Genomic DNA, 26,113 nt, shown 5'->3' with positions numbered 1-26,113 from the left:
AAGAACAATTTATCCGCAGGGTCCGACCACGGACCGAGGGAGGAGAACGGAATGGATGATGCGAGCAGCGCGACCGCGCCGACCGGCGCAGAGGCGCTTCTGACGGGCCTCAAGGCCAATGGGATCGACTACCTATTTGCCAATGCAGGAACCGATTTTCCTTCGATTATCGAGGCACTTGCGGGCACCTCGGCCCCCGAGATGCCGACCCCGGTGACGGTCCCGCACGAAACGGCCGCCGTGGGCATGGCACATGGCTATTACCTCGTCTCCGGCAAGCCGCAGTCGGTGATGGTTCACGTCAACGTGGGGCTCGCGAACACCGTCATGGGCGTGCTGAACGCAGCATCCGACAACGTGCCGATCGTGATGATGTCCGGCCGGACACCGCTTACCGAATCCGGGCACGAGGGCAGCCGCATGACCCCCATCCAGTATGGGCAGGAAATGTATGACCAGACCTCGCTCGTGCGCGAGGCGGTCAAGTTCGACTACGAAATGCGCTACCCGGATCAGGCCGGCGCGCTCACCTCCCGCGCCGTGTCGCTCGCCATGTCCGAACCGCGTGGCCCGGTCTATCTGAGCCTGCCGCGCGAACCCCTGGCCGCGCGCATCGCGCCGCCTCAGGCCTCCGATCCGTCGCCCCGCCCCGCCGCCACGGCCCCGGCACCGGACCCGGACGCCGTGCAGGCCGCTGCGCGGGCCCTCGCCGGGGCCGAGCGGCCTCTGGTCATCTGCCAGCGCGGTGACCCTGATGGCCGCCTTGCCTCCGCTCTGTCCGAGCTTGGCCGCGAGCATGGGATCGGCACCGTCGAGCCGTTCGTGGTGCGCAACCTGCTTGCCCACGACGACCCGGCATCGCTGGGATACGAACCGACACTGGCACGCGAGGCTGACGTGATCGTCGTCGTCGACTCTGGCGTGCCGTGGATCGAGGCCACGCAGGCCCCTGCCCCGGACGCGACGATCATCCATATCGGCGCGGACCCGCAGTTCACCCGCATGCCGATCCGCGGCTATCGCTCGGACCTCTCACTCACCGGCGACCCGGCCATGACCATCGCGGCCATTTCGCGGGCGATGACGACCGAGGCCCCGGCCCTTGCCAACCGGACCCAGCGCCTGACCGACCGAACAGACCGCCGCGAACGCCGCCGCGCGGAGATCGTCGCAACCGCCCGCGCCGCGACCCCGATGGGCGCGGAATGGTTGAGCCACTGCCTCTCCGACATCATGGACGAGGACGCCGTGATCTTCAGCGAACTCGGTCTGGTTCCCGGCGCCATGCGGCTCAAGGGCCCGAACAGGTTGTTCTCGAACCCGCATTCCGGCGGATTGGGATGGGCGCTCCCGGCCGCGATGGGCGCACAACTCGCGCGCCCGGGCAAGCTGACGATCGCCGCGATGGGCGATGGCTCCTACATCTTCGCAAACCCGGTCGCCTGTCATCAGGTCGCCGAAGCCCTCGGCCTGCCCGTCCTCATCATCGTGAAGAACAACGCGATGTGGAATGCCGTCCGACGCTCGATCCTGGGCGCTTATCCCGAGGGTGCCGCGGTCCGCGCGAACGAGATGCCCCTGACCTCGCTTGCCCCAACCCCGGATTTTGCAGCCATCGCGAAAGCGAGCCGCGCATTCGCCGAACGCGTGGAAGAGCCCGAAGCCCTCCCCGCGGCCCTGACCCGCGCGATCCAAGCGATCCGAACCGAAGGCCGCCCCGCGCTGCTGGACGTGGCTGTCGGGATCTCGGACGTCAATTAGACCCGGCGGCACCGTTCGGGCGTTTTGGCTTGGTTTCGGGGGGCCGAGCGAACAGGTCAAAAGGTGTCTGCCGACACGGGTTCTTTGCGGCATCTCTAGGCAAAGCGCGCGCCATTCGGTGAGGGCGGTGGCCAAGCATTCCGGATAGCGCGCGGATATGTGGAACGGAGTCACGAGTCGGGAACCACGGCGCAGGTCATGGCGAAAGCAGGGTAACCGGGGCAAGTGGCGGAGAGACAGGGATTCGAACCCTGGAGACGGTTTCCCGCCTACACACTTTCCAGGCGTGCGCCTTCGACCACTCGGCCACCTCTCCGTGCCGGGGTATCTACCCGGACCCGGCCCCGGCTTGCAAGGGGCGATTTCGCATGTTTTTCGGGGCTCAGTCGCCGTCGAGCCCGTCTTCGGGCGTGACGTCGCTGTCGGGGTCGAGCCGGGGGTCGTCCGGGCGGCGGATCGTGACGCCGGTCGCGTCGCTCGATGCCGCCACGGGGCGCAGCGCCTCGGGGTTGCGCAGCCAGATGTCGCGCTGTGCGAACGGGATCTCGATCCCCTCCTCGGCGAAACGGCGTGCGATCTCGTGGTTCAACTCGTCGCGCACCTTGAGGATGAAGAACACGTCCGACAGGATCGCGCGGATCTGAAACTCGAGCGCATCGGCCCCGAAGTTCATGAACCCGACCTGCGGTTCCGGGTTCACCGTGACCATCGGGTGATCCATCACGATTTCCATGAGTATCTCGGACACGCGGTGGGTATCCGATCCGTAGCCGACGCCGATGTCCATCACCAGCCGCCCGACCCGGTTGCCGCGGGTGTAGTTGGTGACCACCCCGGAAATCAGGTCCGAGTTCGGGATGACCACGTCGGTCCGGTCGAAGGTCTCGATCCGGGTGGAGCGCACCGAGATGTCCTTGACGATCCCCATGCGCCCGCCGACGTCGATCCAATCGCCCTCGGAAATCGGGCGTTCGATCAACAGGATGATGCCCGACACGAAGTTCGACACGATGTTCTGAAGGCCGAAACCGATGCCGACCGACAACGCACCGGCGACGACCGCGAGCGAGGACAGGTTGATCCCGACCGAGGTGATCGCGATGACGGCGGCAAGAAAAATACCGATGTAGCCGATGCCCGACGTGATCGCGTTGCGCCCGCCGATGTCGATCCGGGTCTTGGGCAGAACCGTCTGCTTGAGCATCCCCTGGATCAGGCGGGTCAGCCCGATGCCCAGCAGGAAAACGACGATCAGAAGCAACACGTCCGAGGGCGAGATCACGGTATCCCCGAAGGTGATGCCGCGCATCATCGTGCCCCAGATCTCGCGCAGGTCGTTCTCCCGCGCGCCCCAGATCAGGGCGAAGAAGGGCAACGACAGGATGATGGCGACGAAACTGCCAAGCACCGGAACAAGCGCGTTCTGTGCGTCCGCCGTCGTGGTCTTGCGCACCATGCCGTAGAGGTCGACGAAGAACCCGTGCAGTACGAGGAGGAAGCCGATCAGCGCGAAGGACGAGGCCGTGTTGAAAACCGCCGTCCCGGCAAGCTGGGAATAGCCGAGCACGGCGAGGATCGGGCCGACGATGCCGACGATCATCAGAAGGCGCCCGGCCAGCGACAGGGTCCGGTCGATGAAGTTCGGCCCCTCTTCGTCCTCGCCCGTTTCGATCGACTCGCGGTGATTGCGCAGGAGCCTGCCCATGCGCACCATCAGAACGCCGGCCAGCACCAGCACGGGGAGTTCGAGGACGGCGCGCGTCGCGTCCGGGTAGCCCTCGAATTCCGCGAGTTGGAAGACGAAGACGTAAAGACCGAAGGACAGGCCAAGCATCGTCGCCTCGAACCGCCCTTCGGCGCGGGCGAGGTTGCCGAGGTTCAGAACCTGACTTTCCGCCCCCGGCATCCCGAAGACGCGCACCCCGAGCCAGCGGGCGAGGATGAGGTTGATCCCGATACTGAGCATGAGTTGCGCGATAAGCTGGGCGCGTTGAGCCATGAGCCCCGACAGGCTGAGTGCGAGGATCGCGGCGACTAGGCCGAGAAGCGGGACGATCACCTGACCCAGCGAAATCAGGAAGCTCCAGACGCCGCGCGCAGGCCCGTCACCGCTCGACCGGACGCGGTTGCCCGCGTTGATAACCCATTTTCGCCCGCGAAACAGCAGCACGAAGGCGATGACGAGCAGGATGATCGCCGGGACCAACGCCTGCCGGAATTCCGCGCGCTGCGTTTCGGTGTCGAGCGACGACCGCGTGCCGTTCCACGCATCGCGCATCGTCCCGCCAAGGTCGGACAGGGCCTGCGACCAGTTGGCGGGGTTGAGCGGGTTCGGCCCGGCCGACAACAGCTCTTCCGTCTGACGCGTGCGCAGCAGGTCGTCGATCTCGGAAATGATCGTGTCGGCGCGGGCAAAAGCCACTTCGGCGGCCCGCACCGGGGTTTCGATCTGGGCCAGCTGGCTGGTCAGTTGCTCGCGTTCCCGTGCCAGCGCCGGGCTTTCGGTTTCGCCATCGGCGGGCGGCTCGGGAAGCGCCGCGATCTGGTTGCGCAGCGTGGTGATGCGCACCTTGTTCTCGTCGCTCGCCGCCGCGAACTCCGCCCGCCAGCCGTCGATCTCGTCGCGCAGCCCTTCGAGCACCTCGTCCGAGGCCCGGCCCGCTTCCAGCGCCCGTTCGGCCCGCGCGGCCACCTGCGACCACGCGTCATAATCCGGCGCGCCATCGGGGGGCTCGATCCCCTGCATCATCTGCTCGGCGGCGGACACGGTGGGATCGTCGACGATCGGCGCGTCGATTTCGGGTTCGGGGGCCGGGTTCTCCTGTCCGGCGGTGTCCTGCGCGGTGGCGAGGACCACGCTCACACACAGCGCGGCGAGCGCCAGCCAGAGTGTTTGGGCGGTCCGCTGGATCATGCGTCCTCGAACACCGTCGGCAGGTCGCGGGGCTCGCGGGCGAGGAACGCGGGCACCGGCAGGCCTTTGTCGCGCAGGAACTCGGCATTATAGAGCTTGGCCTGATAGCGCGTGCCATAGTCGCACAGGATCGTGACGATGGTTTTGCCCGGCCCCATTTCACGCGCCATCTGCACCGCGCCCGCCATGTTGATCGCCGACGATCCGCCGACGCACAGGCCTTCGTGTTCGAGCAGGTCGAACGCATAGGGCAGCGCCTCGGCATCGGTGGCGCGGTATGCCATGTCGGGGGTGAAGCCTTCGAGGTTCGCGGTGATGCGCCCCTGCCCGATCCCCTCGGTGATCGACGAGCCTTCCGAGGCGAATTCGCCCGTGGTGTAGTAGCTGTAAAGTGCCGCGCCCTCGGGGTCGACGATGGCGGCCTTCACGCCCTTGGGCTGAAGCGCCATGCCAAGGCCCGCAAGCGTGCCGCCGGAGCCGACAGCACAGACCACGCCATCAACCTTACCGTCGGTCTGGTCCCAGATCTCCGGCCCGGTGGTTTCGATATGCGCCTGACGGTTCGCCACGTTGTCGAACTGGTTGGCCCAGATCGCGCCCTTGGGGTCGGTCTTGGCGATCTCGGCGGCCAGCCGGCCCGAGTATTTCACGTAGTTGTTCGGGTTCTTGTAAGGCACCGCCGGCACTTCGACGAGTTCCGCACCGGCGATGCGGATCATGTCCTTCTTTTCCTGGCTCTGCGTTTCGGGGATCACGATGATGGTGCGAAAGCCCATGGCGGCGCCGACCAGCCCGATGCCGATCCCGGTGTTGCCCGCCGTCCCCTCGACGATGGTGCCGCCGGGGGCCAGCTCACCGCGCGCGATGGCGTCGCGGATGATGAACAGCGCGGCGCGGTCCTTGACCGACTGGCCGGGGTTCATGAACTCGCATTTTCCGTAGATGTCGCAGCCCGTCTCTTCGGACACTTTTTTCAGCTTCACCAGCGGGGTGTTCCCGATCAGATCCACCAGATCCTTGCGCGTGTCCATGAGCCTGCCTTTTTATGTCGTCACATTCCATCTTCTTGGTATGTGACCGGGGGGCGGGTATCAAGCATCCCCGCGCAATCGTGCGCGGTTGAGTGCCAGCCAATAGGCCGAGGTGACGAGCGGCCCCGCCGCCACTTCGCCAGTCTCGACCAACCGCATGAAGTGATCGAAGGATATGACGTGCGAGCGGATGTCCTCCGCCTCGCTCGCCAGCCCCGCGACGGTGCCATCCTTGGCCGACAGATCGGCCTCGGCCACGTAGGCATAGATGAACTCGGTCACCGCGCCCGGGCTGGGATAATGCCCACTGACGTAATGCAGCTTGGTGACGTTCAGATCGGCCTCTTCCAGCGCCTCGCGCCGGGCCGTCGTTTCGACCGTCTCTCCGGGGTCGACGCGGCCCGCGATGGGTTCCAGCAGCCAAGGCTTCGGATCGCCGCGCATATAGGGCCCCATGCGGAACTGCTCGACCAGCAGGACGGTATCGGCCACCGGATCGTAGGGCAGCACCGTCACCGCATCGCCCATGCGAAAGGCCGCGCGGGTCACAGGCGCGCTCATCGTGCCGTTGAAACGGCGGAACGTCAGATCGACCTCGCCCACGGCGAAATAGTCGACATAGGGCTGGCGGGTGGCGAGCACATCGATGTCGGCGGACGTGTCCATGTCCGAGCGCAGCGTGGCGGGAAGCGACGCCTCGGCCCGCACCCGCGCCGCAGCCCGAAGCCGGATGAGCGGCATCCGCGCGGCAAGTTCGGCCCCGGTGATCCGGCCGAAATATCCCATCGCCTCGCGCGCCGCCGCGGCCCAGAGCGGCGCGTGCAAATCGGCCCAGTCCGACAAGCGCCAAGCCACGCCGGGCCGCGCATCGTGATCGGGCTGAAACCGCAACGCTTTCCGGGTCTCGCCCCCCGAGGTCACGTCGACCTCAATCAGGTCATAGCCGAACCCGCCCTCGAAAAAGTCCAGTCTCGCACGATGGGTGTCGGTTAGACCGTCGAGGATCAGACCATCGGCCTGCGCGCCCGGCGTGGGCACCAGCATGGGATAGTCCTGCCCCTCGACCCAATGGGTCCGGTAGTCGCTCAGACAGGCGGGCACAGCCGCAACAACGGATGCGTCCCCCAGCACCACGTCGCGCAGGGCATCATGGCACAGGGTGCCGAAAACGAAGATCGGAAGGTCGCTCACCGTGTCCGCCGTGCGACCCAGTTGGTGATGAAGCCGACCAGCACGCCGCCCAGAAGCGTGGCGACGATCACGTCGGGCTGCGCAACCCGGATGCCGTAATCCATCATCGCTTCGAACACGCCGGCGACCGCCTCCATCACCGTGCGGTAGGAATTGCGCAAGGCCCGCGTCAGCATCAGGTCCGAGGCGAAGATGAACATGGTCAGGAAGGCCTGCACGATCGACGAGGTCAGCCCAATCGCAACCGGGTTCCCCTTGCCCTTTTGCAGCTTCGGTCCGGTAAAGAACCAGCCGACGATCAGCCCCATCGCAGCCGCGACCGGGTGCAGCCACGTAAGCGGCGTGCCTTCGTCGAAATAGGGCCGCGTCAGTTCCGAGACGCCGACGCCAAGCACGGCAAGCAGGATCGCGGCCACGAGACCCGCGAAGGTCGGCAGTCGTCTGGCATTCATCCGGGCCATGTCTGGCTCCTCAGGCGGGTTTTCCCACGGTGACCTGCACCACGTCGCAGTTGCCGGTGTGGAACGCCGCGGCGCAGCCTGCAAGGTAGAAGTTCCACATCCGCCGGAACCTGTCGTCGAACCCCATGGTCTGAATCTGGTCCCATTTCGCGTTGAACGTATCGAACCAGCGCCTGAGCGTCACGCTGTAGCTTTCCCCGAACGCGATCTGGTTGCGAAACGCGAGTCCCGCCTTGTCGATCTCGGCCCGCAGCACCGTCTTCGAGGGCAGCATCCCACCCGGAAAGATGTATTTCTGGATGAAATCGACGCCCTTGCGATAACGTTCATAGCGCCGTTCGGTCAGCGTGATGATCTGGAGCGTCGCCTGCTTGCCGGGCTTCAGGCACTTCTTCAGCGTCTCGAAATAGACCGGCCAGTATTTCTCGCCCACCGCCTCGAACATCTCGATCGAGGCGATGCCGTCGTATTGGCCGGTTTCGTCGCGATAGTCCTGAAGCTTGATCGTCACCCGGTCGGAAAGCCCGGCCTTTTCAATGCGATCCACGGCATAATTGAACTGTTCCTGACTGATGGTCAGGCAGGTCACCTGTAGCCCACGCTCTTTCGCGGCATATTCGGCGAAACCGCCCCAGCCGCACCCGATCTCGAGCACATGATCGCCGGGCTGCGCGCCCATCTCGTCGATCATGCTGGCGTATTTCTGTTCCTGAGCCTTTTCAAGGCTTTCCTGCCCGGTCTTGAAGTAGGCGGAACTGTAGGTCATCGTGTCGTCAAGCCAAAGCGTGTAGAAATCGTTGCCCAGATCGTAATGGGCCGAGATGTTCTTTTTCGCCTGCTTCTTGGTGTTGCGTTGCAGCCAGTGGCGGAACCGTTCGTAGGCGCGAATGATACCACCGCCGTTGAAGCCCGCGTAAAGCACATCGTTCCCGTCCTGAATGAAGTCGAGGAAGGATTGCAGGTCGGGCGTCGACCAGCCGCCTTCGATGTAACTGTCGCAAAAGCCCAGATCGCCCTCGCGCACAAGGCGGGCGAAGACGTCGTCGGAATGGATATGCACCTCGGCCACATGCCCGGGTTCCTTCCCCTCGGCGCGGAACGTCCGGCCATCGGGCATCACGAAATCGACACGGCCCTTGCCGATTTTCTGAGCGATGAAGAAGACCTGCGGAAAATAGCGGGGCAAGTCAGATTGCCCCTTGGTCGAGGTGTGGATCATTCGGTCGTCCCTGTCTTTTTGGATAGGTGAGCGGATTTTTCCCGCTCTCGCAAGGGTTTCTTAACTGTCTGAGGCTTTCGGACGCGCCTCGTATGCGGCGAGCGCGGCTTCGCGCCCCTCCTTCAAACCCACGACAGGTTCGCGCGGATAGTTTCCGCCCGGCTCCATTTTCCAGCTTCTCGGGATCGCCTCGAAATAGTCGGTGGCGGTTTCGGGCGGGCTGGTCTGACCCTCTGCGATCCAGCGTTTCTGATAGGTGCCCTTGGGGTCGAACTTCTCGCCCTGCGTCTCGGGGTTGAAGACGCGGAAATAGGGGGCCGCGTCCGGGCCGCAGCCCGCCACCCACTGCCAGCCCATCGCGTTCGAGGCCGGGTCCCAGTCGGTCAGGCAATCGTCGAACCACGCCTGCCCCACGCGCCAGTGGATCATGCAGTGCTTGGTCAGGTAACTCGCCACGATCATGCGGGCGCGGTTGTGCATGTAGCCGGTGACATACATCTCACGCAGCGCCGCATCGACGAAGGGCACGCCCGTCCGCCCCTGCTTCCACGCCTTGACCTCGGCCAGTCGTTCATCCTCGCGCCATGGAAAGTCATCCCACCCCTCGCGCCAGTTCTCGGTCAGCATCTGGGGGAAGTGGTAAAGCAGATGATAGGCGAACTCGCGCCAGACCACCTCTTTCAGGTAATGCTCGGCCCCCGCCTTGCCCGCGTCCATCGCCCGCGCCCCGGCGGCCCAAAGCTGGCGCGGGGAAATCTCGCCATAGGTCAGGTATTCCGACATCCGGCTGGTCGCATCTTCGGCCGGCAGATCGCGGTCGGCCTTGTAGGCATCGATCTTGTGCGCCACGAACGACCCGAGGCGCGATGTCGCCGCGCGTTCGCCCGGATTGCAGTATTTCGCCAGCACCCCGGCCCCACGGTTCATATCCGCGCCAAGCGCCCAGTCCGCCAGATCGTCGCTGTCGGGCCAGCTCTCAGGCCCGGTCAGGTCCGGCGTCGGCAGCGGGTCATCGACGTCGCGGTCCTTCACGGCGCGCCAGAACGGCGAGTAGACCTTGTAGGGCCCGCCCGTCTGCGTCTCGACCGTCCACGGCTCGAATATCAGGTGGCCGGGGTGGCTTTCGGCCACGATACCCGCCTCCTTGAGCGCGGATTTCACATCCGTATCCCGTTCGATCGCTTCCGGGTCGTATAGCCGGGACCAATGCACTTCGGTCGCCCCGGTCTCTTCGATCACCTCGCGCAACACGTCGCGCGCGTTGCCGCGCCGCAGGATCAGTTTCAGGCCGCGCTCTTCCAGTGCCTCGGAAAACACCCGCAGCCCCTCGCCCAGCCGCCATTTCGCGGCGGCACCCAGGCCATCGACGGACTGGTCGCGGATGAACAGGGGAATGACGAGGCCGGCCTTGGCGGCAGCACACAGGGCGGGATGGTCGGACAGCCGCAGATCGCGGCGAAACCAGAGGATGACGGGTGAAGCACTCATGCAGGGTCTACGCCCCGTAACCCCGCCCGGTTCAACCGTTTTCGACGAAATCGCGGAACGCGTCCATGTTCTGACGGGTCTGCTTTCGGAACATCCCCGGCATCAGCGTCGCCATCACCCTGAGCATGAGGCTGCTGGGCCGGAATTCGCACAGCATCGACCACTCGGTGTTGCCCTCGTCGGTTTCCTCGAAGTGGTTTTCGTTGCGGTTCCACATGCCGTCGGCCTCGTAGATCGCGACGAAGCGGTCGGGGAGCGCGTTCTCTTCGATGGTTTCCACCATCTCGATGGTCCGGCTGCCCATCTGGTAGACGAGTTTCGACTTCGCGCCCGCCTGCCCCGGCGTGCCGGACAGATGCGTCATCGACACCAGCCCTTCCTGCCATTTCGCGAGGTTCTCGGGGTTGTCGAATTTCGCGATCACGCGGTCGCGGGACCGGTCGATGGTGGTTTGTTCGACATAACGCATGGCAGCCTCCGTTTGCGCCAGAGTGCGCGCATGATGTGGACTGTCAAGCGGTGTGAACCCCCGGCGACACGGGCCGCCGGGGGCTTGGGTCACTCTGCGGCCAGAGCCTCTTTCACCGTCGTGCGCTCGGATGCCAGACCCTTCCAGATCGCGTAGCACATGAGCAGCAGGATGATCGTGAACGGCAGGCCGGTGGAGATCACCATCGCCTGTAGCGATGACAACCCACCCCCGACAAGGAGCGCGATGGCGACGGCCCCCTCGAAGGTGCACCAGAACACGCGCTGCGGGACAGGCGCATCGACCTTGCCGCCCGCCGTGATCGTGTCGATGACCAGCGAACCGGAGTCCGACGAGGTCACGAAGAACACGATGACGAGCACGATCCCGATGGTCGAGGTGATCGCGGTAAGCGGCAGGCCCTGAAGCATCGCGAAGAGCGACAGTTCCGGCTTGTAGCTGTCGATCACGTTCGCCTTCACCGCCGAGGCTTCCGGGCTCGCCACCATATCGGCGATGGCGGAGCCGCCGAAGGTCGCCATCCAGAACACGCAGACGAGCGACGGGATGATGAGAACGCAGGTGACGAACTCGCGCACCGAACGACCACGGCTCACGCGGGCGATGAACATGCCCACGAACGGTGACCAGGAAATCCACCAGGCCCAGTAGAACGCGGTCCAGCCTTCGCGGTAGCCGTCATCCGTCCGTCCGATCGGGTTCGACAGGGGAATGATCTCCTGAAAATACCCGAGAAGCCCGGTGAAGAAGTTGCCGAACACCTGCACGACGCCCGCCGTGATGACCACGAAGAGCAGGAGCGCGACCGCGACCACCATGTTGATCTCGGACAGGATCTTGACGCCCCCGTCGAGACCCCGAAGCACCGAGACGAGCGCGATGGCCGTGATCCCGCAGATCAGGATGACCTGAACCGTGGTGTTGACCGGCACGCCGTAGACGAAGCCGAGGCCCGCATTGGCCTGCTGTGCGCCGATGCCCAGCGAGGTCGCCAGACCGAAGAGCGTGGCAAACACCGCGAGCACGTCGATGATGTGGCCCCACCAGCCCCAGACACGGTCGCCGAGGATCGGGTAAAAGGCCGAGCGGATCGAAAGCGGCAGGCCCTTGTTGTAGCTGAACAATGCCAGCGACAGCGCCACGACCGCGTAGATCGCCCAGGGATGCAAGGCCCAGTGATAGGATGTGGCGGCTAGCGCCATCCGTTTCGCCTCGGCCACGTTCTCGGGGATGAGGGCGCCGTCTTCGGTGAAGGGACGCACGGCGCCGAGCGGCTCGTCACCCCAAGGCGTGCCGAAGTAATAGGCCGGTTCCAGCACCCCGAAGAACATCAGGCCGATGCCCATGCCGGCGGCGAACAGCATGGCGAACCAGCCGGCGTAGCCGTAGTCCGGCTTGGCGTCGACGCCGCCGAGGCGCACGTTGCCGAGGGGCGTCACGATGAGCAGAAGGCAGAAGATCACGAAGATATTGGCCGCCGACAGGAAGAACCAGTCGAAGCCCGACGTGAGATAGGCCCTCAGACCCACATCGCAGAACGCGCCCGCTTCGCATCCCTCGACTGCCGAGGCATCGACGCCCGAGAAGAAGTTCGCGGTCGTCGTCGGCGCGATGAAGGCGAACAGCACGAACGCCACGATCGCAAGGCCGGAGATCAGGAAGACCGGGTTGTGGATGTCGAACCCGAAGGGCCCGATCGAGGACTCGATATTGTCCTGCCCGATCTCGTATTCGGTTTCGATCACGTCGGCATGACCCGTTGGTTGGGGTATGCCCTGATCGTCGGTTGTTTCCGTCATGTGTTATCCTTCCTGTTCGCTTAGGCGCCGCGCACGACCATGACCGAGACCTTGGCATGGCCCGCGATCTTGCCGCCGTTCGACGGCCAGATGTAGTCCATCAGCCCCGGCACGTGGCTTTGCATGACCACGAGGTCGGCCCCGGTTTCGTCCACCGCTTTCAGCAGCGCATCGTCCATTTCGGTCGTCGGATCATGCGACGTCATCGCGTGATGTTTGGTCCGGACCCCGTGCAATTCACCTTGCGAGGCCGCGAATTCCCCCAGTTTCTGCGCGAATTCCTCGGGGTTGTGCCCGAGGCTGCCCGGGGTCGATGCGCCGACGGCGACATATGTGACGTCGCAGTCGTAAAGTTTGGCGAGGTCGGCCGTCACCTTGAGCGCATGTTCCAGCCCCTCCAGATGACCCAGATCGACCGGCGCCATGATGTGTTTGAACATGGTCCCCCTTCTCCGTGCAGGTCGGGACCCTAGGGCGCCGCCCGCATCTTCTTGACGTTTCGGGGGGCGATGCGGCGTCTCCGCAACGCGTCCGCCCGTAAGTGAAGGTTAACGTAGGATATGGATTTCGCAAACGAGTTTCCCCATTTACGACATCGGCGTCGCAAACAGGCGATCAAGCGACGCTGGCGCAGGCCGAAACGGCACGGGCCGGATGTCGGGCGCGGCGGCGAGTGCCGAATCGAGGGGCCGATTCCCGGCGGCGTGGCGGCCTGCCCCATGCCCCGCCACCCGATCCAGACCCTCACCACGTCCGGCCCGCCAAGGCCGCCATTCAGGCGCAGTCGTCCGCGACCATCAGGAATGCCGCCTCGTCGCCCCACTTTGATCGCGCGAATTCGAACCGGAATCCGCACCGGATTTCGCCCGCACCCCCTTCTCAAACCCCAAGGTCCGACCTATATCTGTCCTGTCCCTTCGGGGACTATGGGCATAAACGCGCTCGTAATAAGCGGATCGGACCCGGGGGCGGTACCCGGCGGCTCCACCAAACACCCGTCGTTGGGGGGACATGGGGCCGAAACAGGATCGACGAACGTGTAAAGGTGTTGCTTTGTCCCGGTGAGATACCACCGTTATCGGTTCACAATGCATAATTGCCAACGACAATCGTGCTCCGATCGCTCTGGCTGCCTAAGCAGTCCGAAAGATCGAAATTTAAGCCCTTGCGCCTAGCAGCGTAAGGCGGGGTTCGCAGGTACCTGGCAACAGAAACCTGCACTAATCCCCCATCACGAACGCTCTTGCGCCGCTCACGGGTTGCTGGCCCTATCGCGCCATGCAGCCACCCAGCCTAAGCCACCTGATCCGCACCTTCGCCAAGATCGGCCTTCTGTCCTTCGGCGGGCCGGTGGCGCAGATCGGCGTCATGCACCGCGAACTCGTCGACAGGCTGGGCTGGCTGAGCGAGGCGCAGTTCACCCGCGCCCTGTCCTTCGCCATGCTCCTGCCTGGACCCGAGGCGATGCAGCTCTGCACCTACGCGGGATGGCGTCTGCGGGGAACGCTGGGCGGGCTGATCGCCGGGGCGCTTTTCGTGCTGCCCGGTGCGGTCGCCATGGCGCTCATCACGCTGGCCTACCTGCGCTGGGGCGGTCTGCCGGGGGTCGAACCGGCGTTCATGGGCATCAAGGCCGCCGTGATCGTGGTGGTGGCCACGGCGCTTGCCCGGCTGGCGCGCAAGGTTCTGACCACATGGAGGGCCCGCGCCCTCGCCCTCGCCGCCTTCATCGCCCTCGCCCTGTTCTCGCTTCCGTTTCCCGTGGTCGTCCTCGTCGCCGCGCTTACTGGCGCGGCCTTCGGCAGCGGAACGGTGGAGCATGTGGCGGCCCCGGCGCCCGTCGGGCGCAGCGTCAGGACGGCAGCATTCTGGGCTTTACTCTGGCTCGCACCGCTCGCGATCCTCTGGCTGATCGGCGCAGAGCATCTTGCCCAGATCACCGCCTTCTTCTCGCGCCTCGCGATCTTCAGCTTCGGCGGCGCTTATGCCGCACTCGCGTGGATGGCGCAGGCGCTGGTCGAAACGCAGGGCTGGCTCACCCCCGACCAGATGGTCGACGGGCTGGGGCTGGCCGAGACGACGCCCGGCCCCCTGATCCTCGTCACCCAGTTCGCGGGGATGGTCGCCGCCGCCCCGATGGGCACCGGAGCGGCCCTTGGCGCAGGCGTGCTGACGCTCTGGGCGGTATTCGCGCCCTGCTTCGGCCTCGTCTTCACGCTCTCCCCGCATCTGGACCGGCTCACGGCGCATCCCCGGCTGGCCGCCGGACTGAGCGCCGTCAGCGCGGCGGTCGTCGGCGTCATCGCCGCCCTCGCGCTGTATTTCGCACGCCATTTCCTGTTTCAAAACGGTCAGTTAACGCCCGGCGATCTGTCATGGGTCGCGGTCGGGCTGACGGTGCTGGCGGCGGTCTTTCTCACGCTCTTCCGCCTGCCGCTTCCCCTCGCCCTCGTGCTTCTGGCGGGGGCCGGATGGCTCACCGGCATGGTCCCATGAAATGTGAACACGCCGCCTTTTCATCCCATCCGAATCCCGTATGGTGAGGGCAGGAGACCATGGGAACCAATATGTCGCGGTCCATCGACTACGGAAACCTGATGCACGACGCCATGCGCAGCCTGATCCGTCAGGTCCTGTCCGACGTGGCCGAAAACGGGCTGCCCGGTGCGCATCATTTCTTCATCACCTTCGACACGATGCACCCCGAGGTGGAACTGGCCGACTGGCTTTCGGACCGGTTTCCCGAGGATATGACGGTCGTCATGCAGCATTGGTTCGAGGATCTGGACGTCACCGAAGACGGGTTCGCGGTGACGCTGAACTTCGGCGACAACCCCGAACGCATGTACATCCCCTTCGACGCGATCCGCACCTTCGTCGACCCATCGGTGGAATTCGGTCTGCGGTTCGAAACGCAGGACGATGACGACGACGAAGACGACGATGTGGCCGATATCGAGGACGCGCCCGCGCGTCCGGTGCGCGAAGCGCGCGAGGCCGACAAGGGCAAATCCGCGCCCAAGGACGCCGAGGTCGTGAGCCTCGACAGCTTCCGCAAGTAAGCCGTCACAAAACCTTCAGCCCGCCGACACGGGCGCGTTACGCAACTGTCGTCTCTCTCCCCCAGCCAACAGGGGGATCCCATGTCGAACGTCACGCTTTTTCTGAAAGAGACCCTGCGCAAACCTGGCGAAGTGGTCGCCATCGCGCCCTCGTCACAGGCGGTGGGCCGCAAGATGACCCGCGGTCTGGAAAACGTGCGCGGCCCCATCGTCGAAATCGGGCCGGGCACCGGCAGCTTCACCCGCGAAATCCTCATGCGCGGCGTGCATCCGTCGCGCCTGACGCTGCTTGAGACGAACGAGAACTTCTGCGCCATCCTGCGCGAGCGCTTCCCCGGCGTGCGCGTGCTCAACCGCCCGGCGCAGGACATCCAGAAGATCGGCCTGACCGGCATCGGCGCGGTCGTCTCGGGCGTCCCCGTGCTGGCGCGTCCCCAGATCCAGCGCGAGGTGGTGGGCCGCGCGCTGGACGTGATGGCGCCGACCGGCTGGTTCAGCCAGATCACCTATTCCCCCCGCGCCCCCATCGGGACGGCGATGCAGGCGGAACTGGGTGTTACCGCTACCTATCGCGGCATGGTCTGGGCCAACCTGCCGCCCGCCCACGTCTTTGCATTCCATCGTATACAGCATTGACGTTGATCCTTGCGAAACACTTGGTATGAAGGCGCCAGATTCCATTCGGAGGCGCTTTTGACATGACCGAGACCCGCACAGAAACCGACAGCTTCGGCCCGCTCGAAGTGCCCAGCGACAAGTATTGGGGTGCACAGACCCAACGCTCGCTCATGAACTTCCCCATCGGCTGGGAAAAGCAGCCCGTCGCCATCGTGCGCGCGCTCGGCGTCATCAAAAAGGCCTGTGCGCAGGCCAACACCAAAGCGGGCGCGATGGATGCCAAGATCGGTGAGGCCGTCATTCAGGCCGCCGGCGAAGTGATCGAGGGCAAGTTCGACGACAACTTCCCGCTCGTGGTGTGGCAGACCGGGTCGGGCACCCAGTCGAACATGAACGCGAACGAGGTCATCGCGAACCGTGCCATCGAAATCCTCGGCGGCGTGATCGGATCGAAAGACCCGGTGCATCCGAACGATCACTGCAACATGGGCCAGTCCTCGAACGATACCTTCCCGACGGCCATGCATATCGCCACCGCCATGTCGGTGCGCGACGTGCTGCTGCCCGGGCTGGAAAAACTCGCCGCCGGGCTGGAAGCCAAGCGCGACGAGTTCAAGGACATCATCAAGATCGGGCGCACGCACACGCAGGACGCGACGCCGCTGACGCTGGGTCAGGAGTTCTCGGGATACGCCCAGATGATCCGCAACGGGATCGAGCGTATCAAGCTGGCCATGCCGGGGATCTATGAATTGGCGCAGGGCGGCACTGCCGTCGGCACCGGCCTCAACACCCGCCCCGGCTGGGGCGAAGAGGTCGCGGCGAACATGGCCGAGATCACCGGCCTGCCCTTCGTCACCGCGCCCAACAAGTTCGAGGCGCTTTCGGCCCACGACGCCATGGTGTTCCTGTCGGGCGCCATCGCGACCACGGCGGGCGCGGCCTACAAGATCGCCAACGACATCCGGTTCCTGGGCTCCGGCCCCCGCTCGGGTCTGGGCGAGCTCATCCTGCCGGAGAACGAACCCGGCTCGTCGATCATGCCCGGCAAGGTGAACCCGACCCAAGCCGAGGCGCTGACGCAGGTGGCGGCGCATATCATGGGCAACGACGCGGCGATCAAGTTCGCAGGTTCGCAGGGCCACTTCGAGCTCAACGTCTACAACCCGATGATGAGCTACAACCTGCTCCAGTCGATCCAGCTTCTGGGCGACGCGGCGGACAGCTTCACCGAGCGGATGCTGATGGGCATTCAGGCCAACGAGGCGCGCATCGACAAGCTGATGAAAGAAAGCCTGATGTTGGTCACGGCGCTGGCCCCTACCATCGGCTACGACAACGCGACCAAGGTGGCCAAGACCGCGCACAAGAACGGCACGACCCTGAAGGAAGAGGCCATCGGCCTTGGCTTCGTGGACGAAGAGACCTTCGACCGCGTGGTGCGGCCCGAGGATATGATCGGTCCCAAGGACTGATCGTTTCGACCAGACCGCTAACGGCGCGACCCACCCGGGCCGCGCCGTTTTCTTTTGTCCGTCTGGCACCTTGACGGGCGAGGTGGTAGTCGGACGGGGAACAGTTCACGGACCCGAAACGTGCTCCTCCTCACCATCTGGCCTCTCTTCGCGCTGATCTGCTTGGGCTTCGTCCTGTCGCGGCGCGGGTTTCCCGATGCCGGCTTCTGGCCGGCGGCGGAACGGATCAACTACTTCGTCCTGTTCCCTGCGCTGCTCGTGCGCAACCTCGCGGGCGCGCCGCTGGACGATCCGGACATTCTGCGGCTGGGCGGTGCGATGGTCGCGGTGATCCTCATGGCCTTCGCCGCCCTGAGCCTGATCCGCCTCGTCCGCCCCATGCCCGCCGCCCGCTTCGGCCCGACGGTTCAGGGTGTCATCCGGTTCAATACCTATCTTGGCCTCGCCGTGACCTCGGCGCTCACCGGGCCGGCGGGGCTGGAACGCGCGGCGGTCTGCCTTGCCATCGGCGTGCCATTGGTGAACGTGCTGTCGATCATGGCGCTGACCGAGGGCAGCGCGTTTCGCAACCCGCGCCTGATGTTGCGCACGGTGTTCGCTAACCCCCTGATCCTCGCCTGCATCGTGGGTATCGCGCTGGCCCTTCTGGGCACCGGCCTTCCTTTCGGCATCGAAAGCTTCCTGACCCTGATCGCACAGGCCAGCCTGCCTCTGGGGCTTCTGTGCGTCGGCGCGGCGCTCCGGCCCTCGGCGCTCGGTCAGGACGGGCTCGCCCTGACCGGCACCCTCGCCCTACGCCTGTTGGCGATGCCCGCACTCGCCTGGCTGATTGCGGGCGTGATCGGCCTCGGCACCACCGAGACGCTGGTCCTCACCGTGTTCGCGGCGATCCCCACGGCGCCGACCGCCTTTGTGCTGACCCGCCAACTGGGCGGCGACGGCACCTATATGGCCGGCCTCATCACCGCGCAGACCATGGCGGCGGTCGTCACGATCCCGGTCATGTTGGCACTTCTCGGACTGGCCTGACGCCCGCCCCTTCTCTGTTTCAAGAAACCTCGGGGGTGGGACGCATTCCCCGAATGCGTCCAAGGGGGCTGGCCCCCTTTCCCCGCTTACCGCCCCTCGAACGAGGCTTTCCGTTTCTCGCGAAACGCCAGCACACCTTCCTTGAAGTCGCGAGTCTGCCCGCATTTGCCCTGCAACTTCGCCTCCAGCGACAATTGCGTATCCAGATCGTTCTCAAGCGACGCCCGCATCGCGGTCTTAACCGCGCGGTAGGCCTGCGTCGGACCGGCGGCGAGCTGTTCGGCGCGCGCGCGCCAGCCCGCCTCGAACGTGTCGTCGTCGAACACTTCCCAGATCATGCCCCAGTCGGCGGCCTGCTCGGCCTCGATCTTCTCGGCGAAAAGCGCGGCCCCCATCGCGCGCGGCAGGCCGACCTGACGCGGCAGCGCCCAGGTGCCGCCCGCGTCGGGGATCAGCCCGATCCGGGTGAAGGCCTGAAGGAAATAGGCCGAACGGGTCGCGATCACCACGTCAGCAGCCAGCGCGAGGCTCGCCCCCGCCCCCGCCGCCGGGCCGTTGACGGCGGCGATCACCGGCACCGGCACCGTGGCGATGGCCCGGATCACCGGCTCGTATTCGTCGCGCAGCACGCGTTCCAGATCGACCGCCGCCGCCGTCGACCCCTCGCCCAGATCCTGACCCGAGCAAAAGGCCGCACCGGCCCCGGTCAGCACGATGACGCGCGCCGTGGTCCCGGCCCGTTTCAGCGCCTCGGCCAGTTCGGCGCGCATCTGCGGCGTGAGAGCGTTCATCTTGTCGGGGCGGTTGAGCGTGATCGTCGCGATGCCGCCGGCAAGGTCATAGAGAATCGTATCGTACTGCATTCCGGGCCTCCTCGGTTGCGGGAAGACTAGAGCCTGAGGTCCGGTTGGAAAGGGGAACGCAACGACAGGCACCCGAATTCGGATGCAAAACCCGCAGCGGGTTTCGCCGCTGTCAGCGGTTCAGGAGTTCGTCGAGCCGTGCCTGCTCCGCGTCAGACAGACCATCCGCCCCCGGCGCTTTCGCCGTCGAACGCCCGCGCAGATAGATGATCGCGCCAGCTGCCGCGATGAGGAACAGCGCGGGGCCCGCCCCCCAAAGCAGAATATTGGCCCCGCCGGTCGTGGGCTTCATCAGGACGTACTCGCCGTAGCGGTCGACCACGAAGTCGATCACCTCGTCGTTCGTATCGCCCGCCACCAGACGCTCGCGCACCAGCAGCCGCAGGTCGCGCGCGATCGCGGCATTGGATTCGTCGATATTCTCGCCCCGGCAGACCACGCACCGCAGTTCCGCCGAAATCGCGCGGGCGCGGGCCTCCATCGCCGGATCGTCGAGCACCTCGTCCGGGTTCACGGCGAGCGCCGGGGCGGCGGCAAGGATCAGGGCGAGGATCAGTCGCTTCATTCCGCAGGCACCCCCTGAACGGGTTTCTGTTTCGCGGCCCCGGCGGCGACGCGGTAACGGCGGTCCGACAGGCTCAGAAGTCCACCCAACGCCATGATGAGTGAACCGGCCCAGATCCAGTTGGCGAAGGGTTTGATGAAGGTGCGCACGGCATACCCGCCACTGTCCTGCGGATCGCCGATCACCACGTAGATGTCGCGCCAGAAACCGTTGTCGATGGCCGCTTCGGTCGTCGGCATCGCCTGCACCGGATAAACCCGTTTCTCGGGTTGCAGCAGGGCGACCTCTTCCCCGTTTTTCGAGACGACGATATCGGCGGTGGTCGACAGGTAGTTCGGCCCCTCGACCTGCCGGATCTCGCGGATCATCAGCGTCAGGTCCGCGACCTCGAAGGGTTCGGCGGAATTGGCGACGCGGATGTCCTCGACCTGCCACGCCATCAGCCCCGAAATGCCCATGAAGATGACGCCGAGCCCGGCATGGGCGGTCACGCGGCCCCAATCGGCGCGTGGCAGGCGCAGCATCCGTCCGAAGCGCCCCGACACCGGGCCGCGGCCAAGCCGGGACCACAGGTCCGTGGCCGCCCCGCCCACCAGCCAGACGCCAAGCAAAAAGCCCACCGGGCCAAGGATTGTGCGCTCGGTCTGGATCGACCAGGCCAGCAGCGCGACCGCGACGGCAAGCACCATCGCCGGCACCAGCGGGCGCACCAGTTTACCCAGCTTCGCGCGCTTCCAGGGCATCAGCGCCCCGAACGGCAGGATGATCGCCAGCACGACCATGAAGGGCGTGAACGCGGCCTCGAAGAACGGCGCGCCGACCGACAGTTGGCGATCGAAGAACATCTCGGCCACCAGCGGCCAGATCGTCCCGATGAAGACGACGATGGCCGACACCGCAAGCAGGATATTGTTGAACACCAGCGCCGATTCCCGGCTCACCATCCCGAAGATGCCCTTGGCCTCCATCGCGCTGGCCCGAACGGCGAACAGCGTCAGCGCACCGCCGGTGAAGACGCCGAGGATCATCAGGATGAACACCCCCCGCTCGGGATCGTTCGCGAAGGCATGGACCGAGGTAATGACGCCCGACCGGACGAGGAACGTGCCGATCAGCGAGAAGCCGAAGGCCAGAATGGCGAGCAGAATGGTCCAGCTTTTCAGCGCCTCGCGCTTTTCGACCACGATGGCCGAGTGGAGCAGCGCGGCGGCGAAGAGCCACGGCATGAACGACGCGTTCTCGACAGGGTCCCAGAACCAGAAGCCGCCCCAGCCCAGCTCGTAATAGGCCCACCACGACCCCAGCGCGATGCCGATGGTCAGAAAGATCCACGCGGCCAGCGTCCACGGGCGGACCCAACGGGCCCATGCCGCGTCCACCCGCCCCTCGATCAGGGCGGCGACCGCGAAGGAGAACGCCATCGAAAGGCCGACGTAGCCTAGATAGAGAAACGGCGGATGGAACGCCAAACCGGGGTCTTGCAGAAGCGGGTTCAGGTCCTGCCCGTCGAACGGCGGCTGCGCGAGGCGCAGGAACGGGTTGGACGTGAGCAGGATGAAGGCCAGAAACGCGACGCCGATCGACGCCTGAACCGCAAGGGCGCGCGCCTTGAGCTTCGGGGGAAGACCGCCGCCGAACCAGCTCGCCATTGCGCCGAACAGGGCCACGATCAGCACCCACAGAAGCATGGACCCCTCGTGATTCCCCCACACGCCCGAAATCTTGTAGAGCATCGGTTTCGCGCTGTGCGAATTGAGCGCCACCAGCCGGACCGAGAAATCCGAGTTCACGAATGAATAGGTGAGCGCCGCGAAGCTCGCCGCGATCAACAGGAATTGGAGCGAGGCCGCCGGAACCGCCATCGCCATCCAACCCGACCACCCTTTTTGCGCCCCGACGAGGGGCACGACTGTCTGCACGATCGCCACGCCGAAGGCGAGCACCAGTGCCAAATGTCCAAGCTCTGCAATCATGCGATGTTTCTAATGTGTTTTGCCTGCCCCGCCAATCGCCTGCGCGCGCATGTCGCGCATTTGTCACCGGCAGAGTTCTGCCGGACTGTCCCTGCGGCATGGGCGGCACGATGCCAAATTTCCTGATCCCGAAATGGAACACGGGACATCCCGCAGCATTGGGCCCACACGAGCGACGGGACAGTTGACCAGCACGCGGGCACGAGCACCCGCAAAACGACAAACCTGAAGGAGGTCACATGCACCGCTTTGTCAAAACCACGGCCCTTGGACTGGGTCTCGCCATCGGCGCCACCGCAACCGCCGCCACCGCCGGCGACTTCGACGGCTTCTACCTGGGCGGCTACGCCTCGGGCGATTTCTTCACCAACCCCAACACCTACGGTTTCGGCGCGCAGGCCGGTTACCTCTACGAGTTCACGCCGGGCGGCTATGCCGGTTTCGAAGCCGACGCCTATTTCCCGAGCGGCAGCGCGAACATCTACACCGGCGCCGCGCGTCTTGGTTACGACTTCGGTTCGCCCTTCATGGCCTATGCCAAGATCGGTGCCGGTGCGGACCAGACCGGCACGCGCCTGTGGACCATCGGCGGCGGCGGCCAGTACGACATCGGCAACGGTGCCTCGCTGCGCCTCGGCATGGACCGGTATCAGGACTTCGCCGGCGGCGCGGCCGACTATGTCGCCAAGGCCGGTATCAACTACACGTTCTGATATCCGCCTATCGACACAATGTGAGAGCGGCAGGCTGGCCCTGCCGCTCTTTGCATGTCAGATTGTCGGTATGAAACGGATCGCCGCCCTTCTCGCCCTCTCCACGACGCTCATTCCCGCGTCGGGCTTTGCGCAGGACGGACAGGCGCGCGGTTCGAGCGAGCCGATTTTTTCATGGCCCGACAGGCCGTCCGTCACGGCACGCGAGGAATCGCTCACGAATCCGCGCTCGCGCGAGGCGAAACCCAATCGCGCACCACACAACCCATACGTGAAAGAGACTCCTGACGGCGACCTTGAATTCGGTATCGAGGGATACGTTTGGGCAGGCGTCGTGATGAAATTGTAGCCTTTTAACCACCCTTCGACACGTATTTGACAAGAAATAGACCTATTCCCTTTGCCGGTTTCGCCGTAACGCAGCATACTGGCGGTGACATGCGTGGGACAACTGCGCTTGAATCACAGGAGATAAAAATGGGCAGTACGATCAAGAAATTTGCCATGGCAGCTTCGGTTGCCGTTGCGTCGCTTGCGGGCGGCGCCGCTCAGGCACAATCCGCGTTCGACGGGTTCTACCTGGGTGCATTCATTCAGAACGATTTCGCCAAGGCGGCGGGTCTTGACGGTGCCGTCGGCGCTTGGGCCGGTTACAACTACGGTTTCGGAAACGGGTTCATCCTCGGTGCGGAAGCTGAAGTGCAGTACGACTGGGCCACGAGCCAGGTTCCGGCGGGTTCGGCCTTCACCGGCCTCGTGAACGCGCGTGCGGGCTATGCGACCGCGAGCGACTTCATGATCTACGCCAAGGGCGGTGCCGGCTTCATGTCCGGCGCGGGCTTCATCTACGACTTCGGCGCTGGTGCGGAATACGCGCTCGGCGGCAAGTACCTTGTGCGCGGCGAAGTCGTCCGCGTGATGGGTGCTGGTCTTGCCCGTCCGCGCACCGACTTCAAACTCGGCGTCGGCTACAGCTTCTGAGCTTTGTGATGAGGCCCCCTCGGGGGCCTCACACCACCACGAGGTATACGGCGATGGACAGCCCGACCGCTCCCGCGAGCGGCCAGAGAAAGTGCATCCCGTGATACCCGAAACTCCTCTGGATGACGGCGAAGTGTAGAACCGATCCGACGATCGGCAGGGCAAGCACGCCGAACATGCCCGGGTTCTGGTGCGCCCAGTCGGGTGACCCCGTGAGGTTGTAGACCCACCACCATCCCGCAAGGCACGCCATGCCGAACCAGCTGACCACCATCCCGATGGCGAGCGGCGTCGTCCGTTCGAACCAAAGCCACAGGAACGTGGCCGCGATCATCACGGCCATGAGCGCGATGGCCCCATAGACGATGTTCGCGACCGGCACGTAGCCCAACAGCAGGAACCCCGCCTCAAGCGCGAGGACGGTCAGAAAGATGAGGAAAATCGCCTGTTTCATGCCCAAGGACCTCTCGCACGGCATGGTCCAGTTCTCGTGCCGCCCGTTGATGCCGCTCCAACGCACGGTTGAATTCTCGCCCCGCCAGAAAGGCTCTGAGCGTGTGTCCGATTCTGCGCCAATGCCGGGTCACAGATCCCTGCCCCGGCTTGGAAGCCGCTCTCGGATGATGGTGGTGATCTCGATCAGGATCGCCGAGTTCTTGTCGAGCACGGCGCGCGTCGCCTGATCCTTCTGCACGTCGCGCCAGAGCAGGTAAAAGACGAGCAGAACCCAAGGCCCGTGATCCGTGAGGATCTGGAGCAGAACCTCACTGGCCATCCCGCCTCCACGCGTCGAGCGCCGGGTTCGGGTCGCCCTGCGACCGGCTTCCCGCCTCGAGGCTGTCGAGGGTTTCAAGGTTTTGAACCACCGCGCCCGTCGAGGCGATGGTGGTCGCGACCGACCGCTGGAATTCCTGCGATTTCACCTGATGGCGCGCGCCGAAATAGAAGCTGACGATCGCGCCCATGAGCCACCAGAGCGGCTCCGGCACCAGAGCAAGACCGTTCATCCGGGCCGCGAACCAGATCGGGTCGACCATCGCCGACACGAACAGCCCGATGGTGCCGAGGGCAAGCGCCGGGCGCGGCACGCGGTTGATCCCGTCGATGAAGCGGTCGAAGAAGCCCTTTTTCGGCAGCGCGAATTCGCTGGAGAACTGCTCCAGCGCCGAGGATTGCAGCATCGCTTCGCGCACCGCGCGCTGTTCGGCGTTCTCCATGAAGACGCCCGCCGTTTCGCGCACGATGTTGCGCCCGCCGCCGAAGACGAGGTTCATGGCCCCGTCGATCAACCCCATTGCGCGACCCGAGCGCGATGCTCGGCCTCCGACAGGTGATATTTGGGCGAAATGAACTCTTCCGCGCGCACGATCCAGCCGCCCTTGCCGCCGTCACGCCGCCGCGCATATTTGCGGCTCGCGGGTCTGCGGTCGGCAAGCCGGTAGTAATAGTTGCGCCGCTCGATGCCATAGGCGTCGGCGATGTGATCAGGCGCCTTGGCCGCCGCCGCCTTGGCCGCGCCTGCCGTCTGCGGCCCGATGGCCCCGTCCACGGCACAGGGAAAGCCCATCCGGGTCAGCATCCGTTGCAGGATACGCACGGCATTCCCGCCCGCGTTCACGTACATATCGAAGACCGACGGTTGCAGCGCCTCGGGCAGCGATGCGATGCCCGGCCCCTCGAAATAGTGCTTGATGAAAATCTCGGTCGCCTGCCCCCGGCTCAACCGCTTCACGTCTTCGGCCGTCACGCGCCCGTCGCCGTCGAGGTCGAGCCCCAGCCGCCGCATGGTCCCGATCGTGACGCCGAAATTCGTCGCACCGCCCGGATCGTCCGGGTCGTTCACATAGCCGCCCTCGCGGGCGACGATCGCGGCTGCGATGTCCTGAACGCTCTGCATCTGCCTTGGCCTCCGCACATGAATTGCGGGACCAATGCTGGTCTCAAATAGTTAATGCGCCCGAAATCAGGAGTTCGGATCGACGTAGGTGCCCTGTTCCTTCAGCGCGTCCAGCACCTCTTTCGGCATGTATTCCTCGTCGTGCTTCGCAAGGATTTCAGAGGCTTGAAAGACGCCGTCGATGTAGCTTCCGGTGCCCACCATGCCCTGATTCTCGCCAAACAGGTCCGGCAGCACCCCGGTGTATTCCACCGGCACCGTATTGGCCCCGTCGGTCACGGAAAAGCGCACGGTTTCGCCCTGACCACGCACGATGGAGCCTTCTTCGACCAGCCCGCCGATGCGGAAGATCTCATTCGGCGCGGGCGGTTCTTCGGCCACCTGCGTGGGCGAACGGAAATAGTTGATCCCGTCGCGAAACGCATAGCCGATCAGCCCCGTGGCCAGCGCGAGCGCCACGAAGGCAACGACGATGATCTGCACCCGCCGTTTCTTTTTCAGGCCTTTCATGCCCGCCATAGGGTGTCCTCCACTTCAAGGCGCCTCGTTATAGCGCGACACGCCGGGATTACGTTGATCACGA

General features: G+C 65.0%; 26 protein-coding genes, 1 tRNA gene and 1 other RNA gene. 10 read left to right on the top strand and 18 right to left on the bottom strand.

The features are described 5' to 3' along the window. Window positions 1–51 precede the first annotated feature (51 nt). The gene (locus FCT00_RS11260) at window positions 52–1,761 is read left to right on the top strand and encodes a thiamine pyrophosphate-requiring protein (protein ID WP_138423083.1); all 1,710 of its coding nucleotides are present in this window, start codon (window positions 52–54) and stop codon (window positions 1,759–1,761) included. 226 nt (window positions 1,762–1,987) lie between these two features. Here the strand turns inward: FCT00_RS11260 and FCT00_RS11255 are convergent. From FCT00_RS11255 to FCT00_RS11210, 10 genes are all read right to left on the bottom strand, one after another. Beyond that, window positions 1,988–2,077 (bottom strand) — tRNA-Ser (locus tag FCT00_RS11255). A gap of 66 nt (window positions 2,078–2,143) precedes the next feature. Next, a complete protein-coding gene (locus FCT00_RS11250) occupies window positions 2,144–4,675 on the bottom strand; it encodes a DUF3772 domain-containing protein (RefSeq protein ID WP_138423082.1) in 2,532 nt (843 codons plus the stop codon). Continuing rightward, window positions 4,672–5,706, bottom strand: a complete 1,035-nt coding sequence (locus FCT00_RS11245; protein WP_138423081.1) for a cysteine synthase A — start codon at window positions 5,704–5,706, stop codon at window positions 4,672–4,674. The genes FCT00_RS11250 and FCT00_RS11245 overlap by 4 nt, the downstream gene beginning before the upstream one ends. Before the next feature lie 60 nt (window positions 5,707–5,766). Beyond that, the gene (locus FCT00_RS11240; protein ID WP_171042965.1) at window positions 5,767–6,897 is read right to left on the bottom strand and encodes an NUDIX domain-containing protein; all 1,131 of its coding nucleotides are present in this window, start codon (window positions 6,895–6,897) and stop codon (window positions 5,767–5,769) included. Next, the gene (locus FCT00_RS11235) at window positions 6,894–7,358 is read right to left on the bottom strand and encodes a TrgA family protein (RefSeq protein ID WP_138423079.1); all 465 of its coding nucleotides are present in this window, start codon (window positions 7,356–7,358) and stop codon (window positions 6,894–6,896) included. The genes FCT00_RS11240 and FCT00_RS11235 overlap by 4 nt, the downstream gene beginning before the upstream one ends. A gap of 10 nt (window positions 7,359–7,368) precedes the next feature. Then, window positions 7,369–8,577 (bottom strand): SAM-dependent methyltransferase, encoded by a 1,209-nt coding sequence (locus FCT00_RS11230; RefSeq protein ID WP_138423078.1) that lies wholly within the window; start codon window positions 8,575–8,577, stop codon window positions 7,369–7,371. Between the two features lie 60 nt (window positions 8,578–8,637). Beyond that, a complete protein-coding gene (locus tag FCT00_RS11225; protein ID WP_138423077.1) occupies window positions 8,638–10,065 on the bottom strand; it encodes a cryptochrome/photolyase family protein in 1,428 nt (475 codons plus the stop codon). Between the two features lie 31 nt (window positions 10,066–10,096). Further along, window positions 10,097–10,534, bottom strand: a complete 438-nt coding sequence (locus FCT00_RS11220) for an SRPBCC family protein (protein WP_138423076.1) — start codon at window positions 10,532–10,534, stop codon at window positions 10,097–10,099. Between the two features lie 89 nt (window positions 10,535–10,623). Beyond that, window positions 10,624–12,354 carry a BCCT family transporter gene (locus FCT00_RS11215; protein ID WP_138423075.1) on the bottom strand — a complete coding sequence of 577 codons (1,731 nt, stop codon included), beginning with the start codon at window positions 12,352–12,354 and terminating at the stop codon, window positions 10,624–10,626. 20 nt (window positions 12,355–12,374) lie between these two features. After that, a complete protein-coding gene (locus FCT00_RS11210; protein ID WP_008328444.1) occupies window positions 12,375–12,794 on the bottom strand; it encodes a universal stress protein in 420 nt (139 codons plus the stop codon). 432 nt (window positions 12,795–13,226) lie between these two features. Between FCT00_RS11210 and ssrA the strand changes: the two genes are divergently transcribed. From ssrA to FCT00_RS11180, 6 genes are all read left to right on the top strand, one after another. Continuing rightward, window positions 13,227–13,576: a transfer-messenger RNA gene (gene ssrA, locus FCT00_RS11205) on the top strand. A gap of 56 nt (window positions 13,577–13,632) precedes the next feature. Then, window positions 13,633–14,850, top strand: a complete 1,218-nt coding sequence (gene chrA, locus FCT00_RS11200; protein WP_138423074.1) for a chromate efflux transporter — start codon at window positions 13,633–13,635, stop codon at window positions 14,848–14,850. Between the two features lie 71 nt (window positions 14,851–14,921). After that, window positions 14,922–15,416 (top strand): SspB family protein, encoded by a 495-nt coding sequence (locus FCT00_RS11195; RefSeq protein WP_138423306.1) that lies wholly within the window; start codon window positions 14,922–14,924, stop codon window positions 15,414–15,416. An 81-nt stretch (window positions 15,417–15,497) separates the two neighbouring features. After that, window positions 15,498–16,052, top strand: a complete 555-nt coding sequence (locus FCT00_RS11190; protein WP_138423073.1) for a class I SAM-dependent methyltransferase — start codon at window positions 15,498–15,500, stop codon at window positions 16,050–16,052. Window positions 16,053–16,114: 62 nt separating this feature from the next. Next, on the top strand, window positions 16,115–17,509 hold the full coding sequence (gene fumC, locus FCT00_RS11185) for a class II fumarate hydratase (RefSeq protein ID WP_138423072.1): 1,395 nt from the start codon (window positions 16,115–16,117) through the stop codon (window positions 17,507–17,509). Between the two features lie 120 nt (window positions 17,510–17,629). Then, a complete protein-coding gene (locus FCT00_RS11180) occupies window positions 17,630–18,538 on the top strand; it encodes an AEC family transporter (RefSeq protein WP_138423071.1) in 909 nt (302 codons plus the stop codon). Between the two features lie 86 nt (window positions 18,539–18,624). Here the strand turns inward: FCT00_RS11180 and FCT00_RS11175 are convergent, their stop codons facing one another. From FCT00_RS11175 to FCT00_RS11165, 3 genes are all read right to left on the bottom strand, one after another. Then, the gene (locus tag FCT00_RS11175; protein WP_138423070.1) at window positions 18,625–19,401 is read right to left on the bottom strand and encodes an enoyl-CoA hydratase-related protein; all 777 of its coding nucleotides are present in this window, start codon (window positions 19,399–19,401) and stop codon (window positions 18,625–18,627) included. A gap of 112 nt (window positions 19,402–19,513) precedes the next feature. Then, a complete protein-coding gene (locus FCT00_RS11170; RefSeq protein ID WP_008328432.1) occupies window positions 19,514–19,966 on the bottom strand; it encodes a cytochrome c-type biogenesis protein in 453 nt (150 codons plus the stop codon). After that, the gene (locus FCT00_RS11165; protein WP_008328430.1) at window positions 19,963–21,939 is read right to left on the bottom strand and encodes a heme lyase CcmF/NrfE family subunit; all 1,977 of its coding nucleotides are present in this window, start codon (window positions 21,937–21,939) and stop codon (window positions 19,963–19,965) included. Before FCT00_RS11165 ends, FCT00_RS11170 begins: the two co-directional genes overlap by 4 nt. A gap of 239 nt (window positions 21,940–22,178) precedes the next feature. Between FCT00_RS11165 and FCT00_RS11160 the strand changes: the two genes are divergently transcribed. The 3 genes from FCT00_RS11160 (at window position 22,179) to FCT00_RS11150 (ending at window position 23,633) form a co-directional block, all read left to right on the top strand. Next, window positions 22,179–22,652, top strand: coding sequence for an outer membrane protein (locus FCT00_RS11160; protein WP_008328428.1), 474 nt, complete (start codon window positions 22,179–22,181; stop codon window positions 22,650–22,652). Between the two features lie 70 nt (window positions 22,653–22,722). After that, window positions 22,723–23,001 (top strand): hypothetical protein, encoded by a 279-nt coding sequence (locus FCT00_RS11155; RefSeq protein WP_138423069.1) that lies wholly within the window; start codon window positions 22,723–22,725, stop codon window positions 22,999–23,001. A gap of 128 nt (window positions 23,002–23,129) precedes the next feature. Beyond that, on the top strand, window positions 23,130–23,633 hold the full coding sequence (locus tag FCT00_RS11150; RefSeq protein ID WP_008328424.1) for an outer membrane protein: 504 nt from the start codon (window positions 23,130–23,132) through the stop codon (window positions 23,631–23,633). A gap of 28 nt (window positions 23,634–23,661) precedes the next feature. On the opposite strand, the gene FCT00_RS11145 is transcribed toward FCT00_RS11150, so the two are convergent. The 5 genes from FCT00_RS11145 to ccmE all read right to left on the bottom strand — a co-directional run bounded on the left by FCT00_RS11145 (window position 23,662) and on the right by ccmE (window position 26,040). Beyond that, window positions 23,662–24,087, bottom strand: coding sequence for a hypothetical protein (locus FCT00_RS11145; protein ID WP_138423068.1), 426 nt, complete (start codon window positions 24,085–24,087; stop codon window positions 23,662–23,664). A gap of 129 nt (window positions 24,088–24,216) precedes the next feature. Further along, on the bottom strand, window positions 24,217–24,408 hold the full coding sequence (locus FCT00_RS11140) for a hypothetical protein (protein ID WP_008328420.1): 192 nt from the start codon (window positions 24,406–24,408) through the stop codon (window positions 24,217–24,219). Next, entirely contained in the window at window positions 24,398–24,928 is a 531-nt protein-coding gene (locus FCT00_RS11135; RefSeq protein WP_138423067.1) for a holin family protein, read from the bottom strand. The genes FCT00_RS11140 and FCT00_RS11135 overlap by 11 nt, the downstream gene beginning before the upstream one ends. Further along, the gene (locus FCT00_RS11130; RefSeq protein WP_008328417.1) at window positions 24,919–25,530 is read right to left on the bottom strand and encodes a holin-associated N-acetylmuramidase; all 612 of its coding nucleotides are present in this window, start codon (window positions 25,528–25,530) and stop codon (window positions 24,919–24,921) included. Before FCT00_RS11130 ends, FCT00_RS11135 begins: the two co-directional genes overlap by 10 nt. 66 nt (window positions 25,531–25,596) lie before the next feature. Continuing rightward, window positions 25,597–26,040, bottom strand: coding sequence for a cytochrome c maturation protein CcmE (gene ccmE / locus FCT00_RS11125; RefSeq protein WP_040885396.1), 444 nt, complete (start codon window positions 26,038–26,040; stop codon window positions 25,597–25,599). Window positions 26,041–26,113 lie beyond the last annotated feature (73 nt).

Origin of the sequence: Maritimibacter alexandrii, from assembly GCF_005871115.1 — a bacterium.
Lineage (GTDB): Bacteria > Pseudomonadota > Alphaproteobacteria > Rhodobacterales > Rhodobacteraceae > Maritimibacter > Maritimibacter alkaliphilus.
This window is presented reverse-complemented; position numbering and strand designations above follow the sequence as displayed.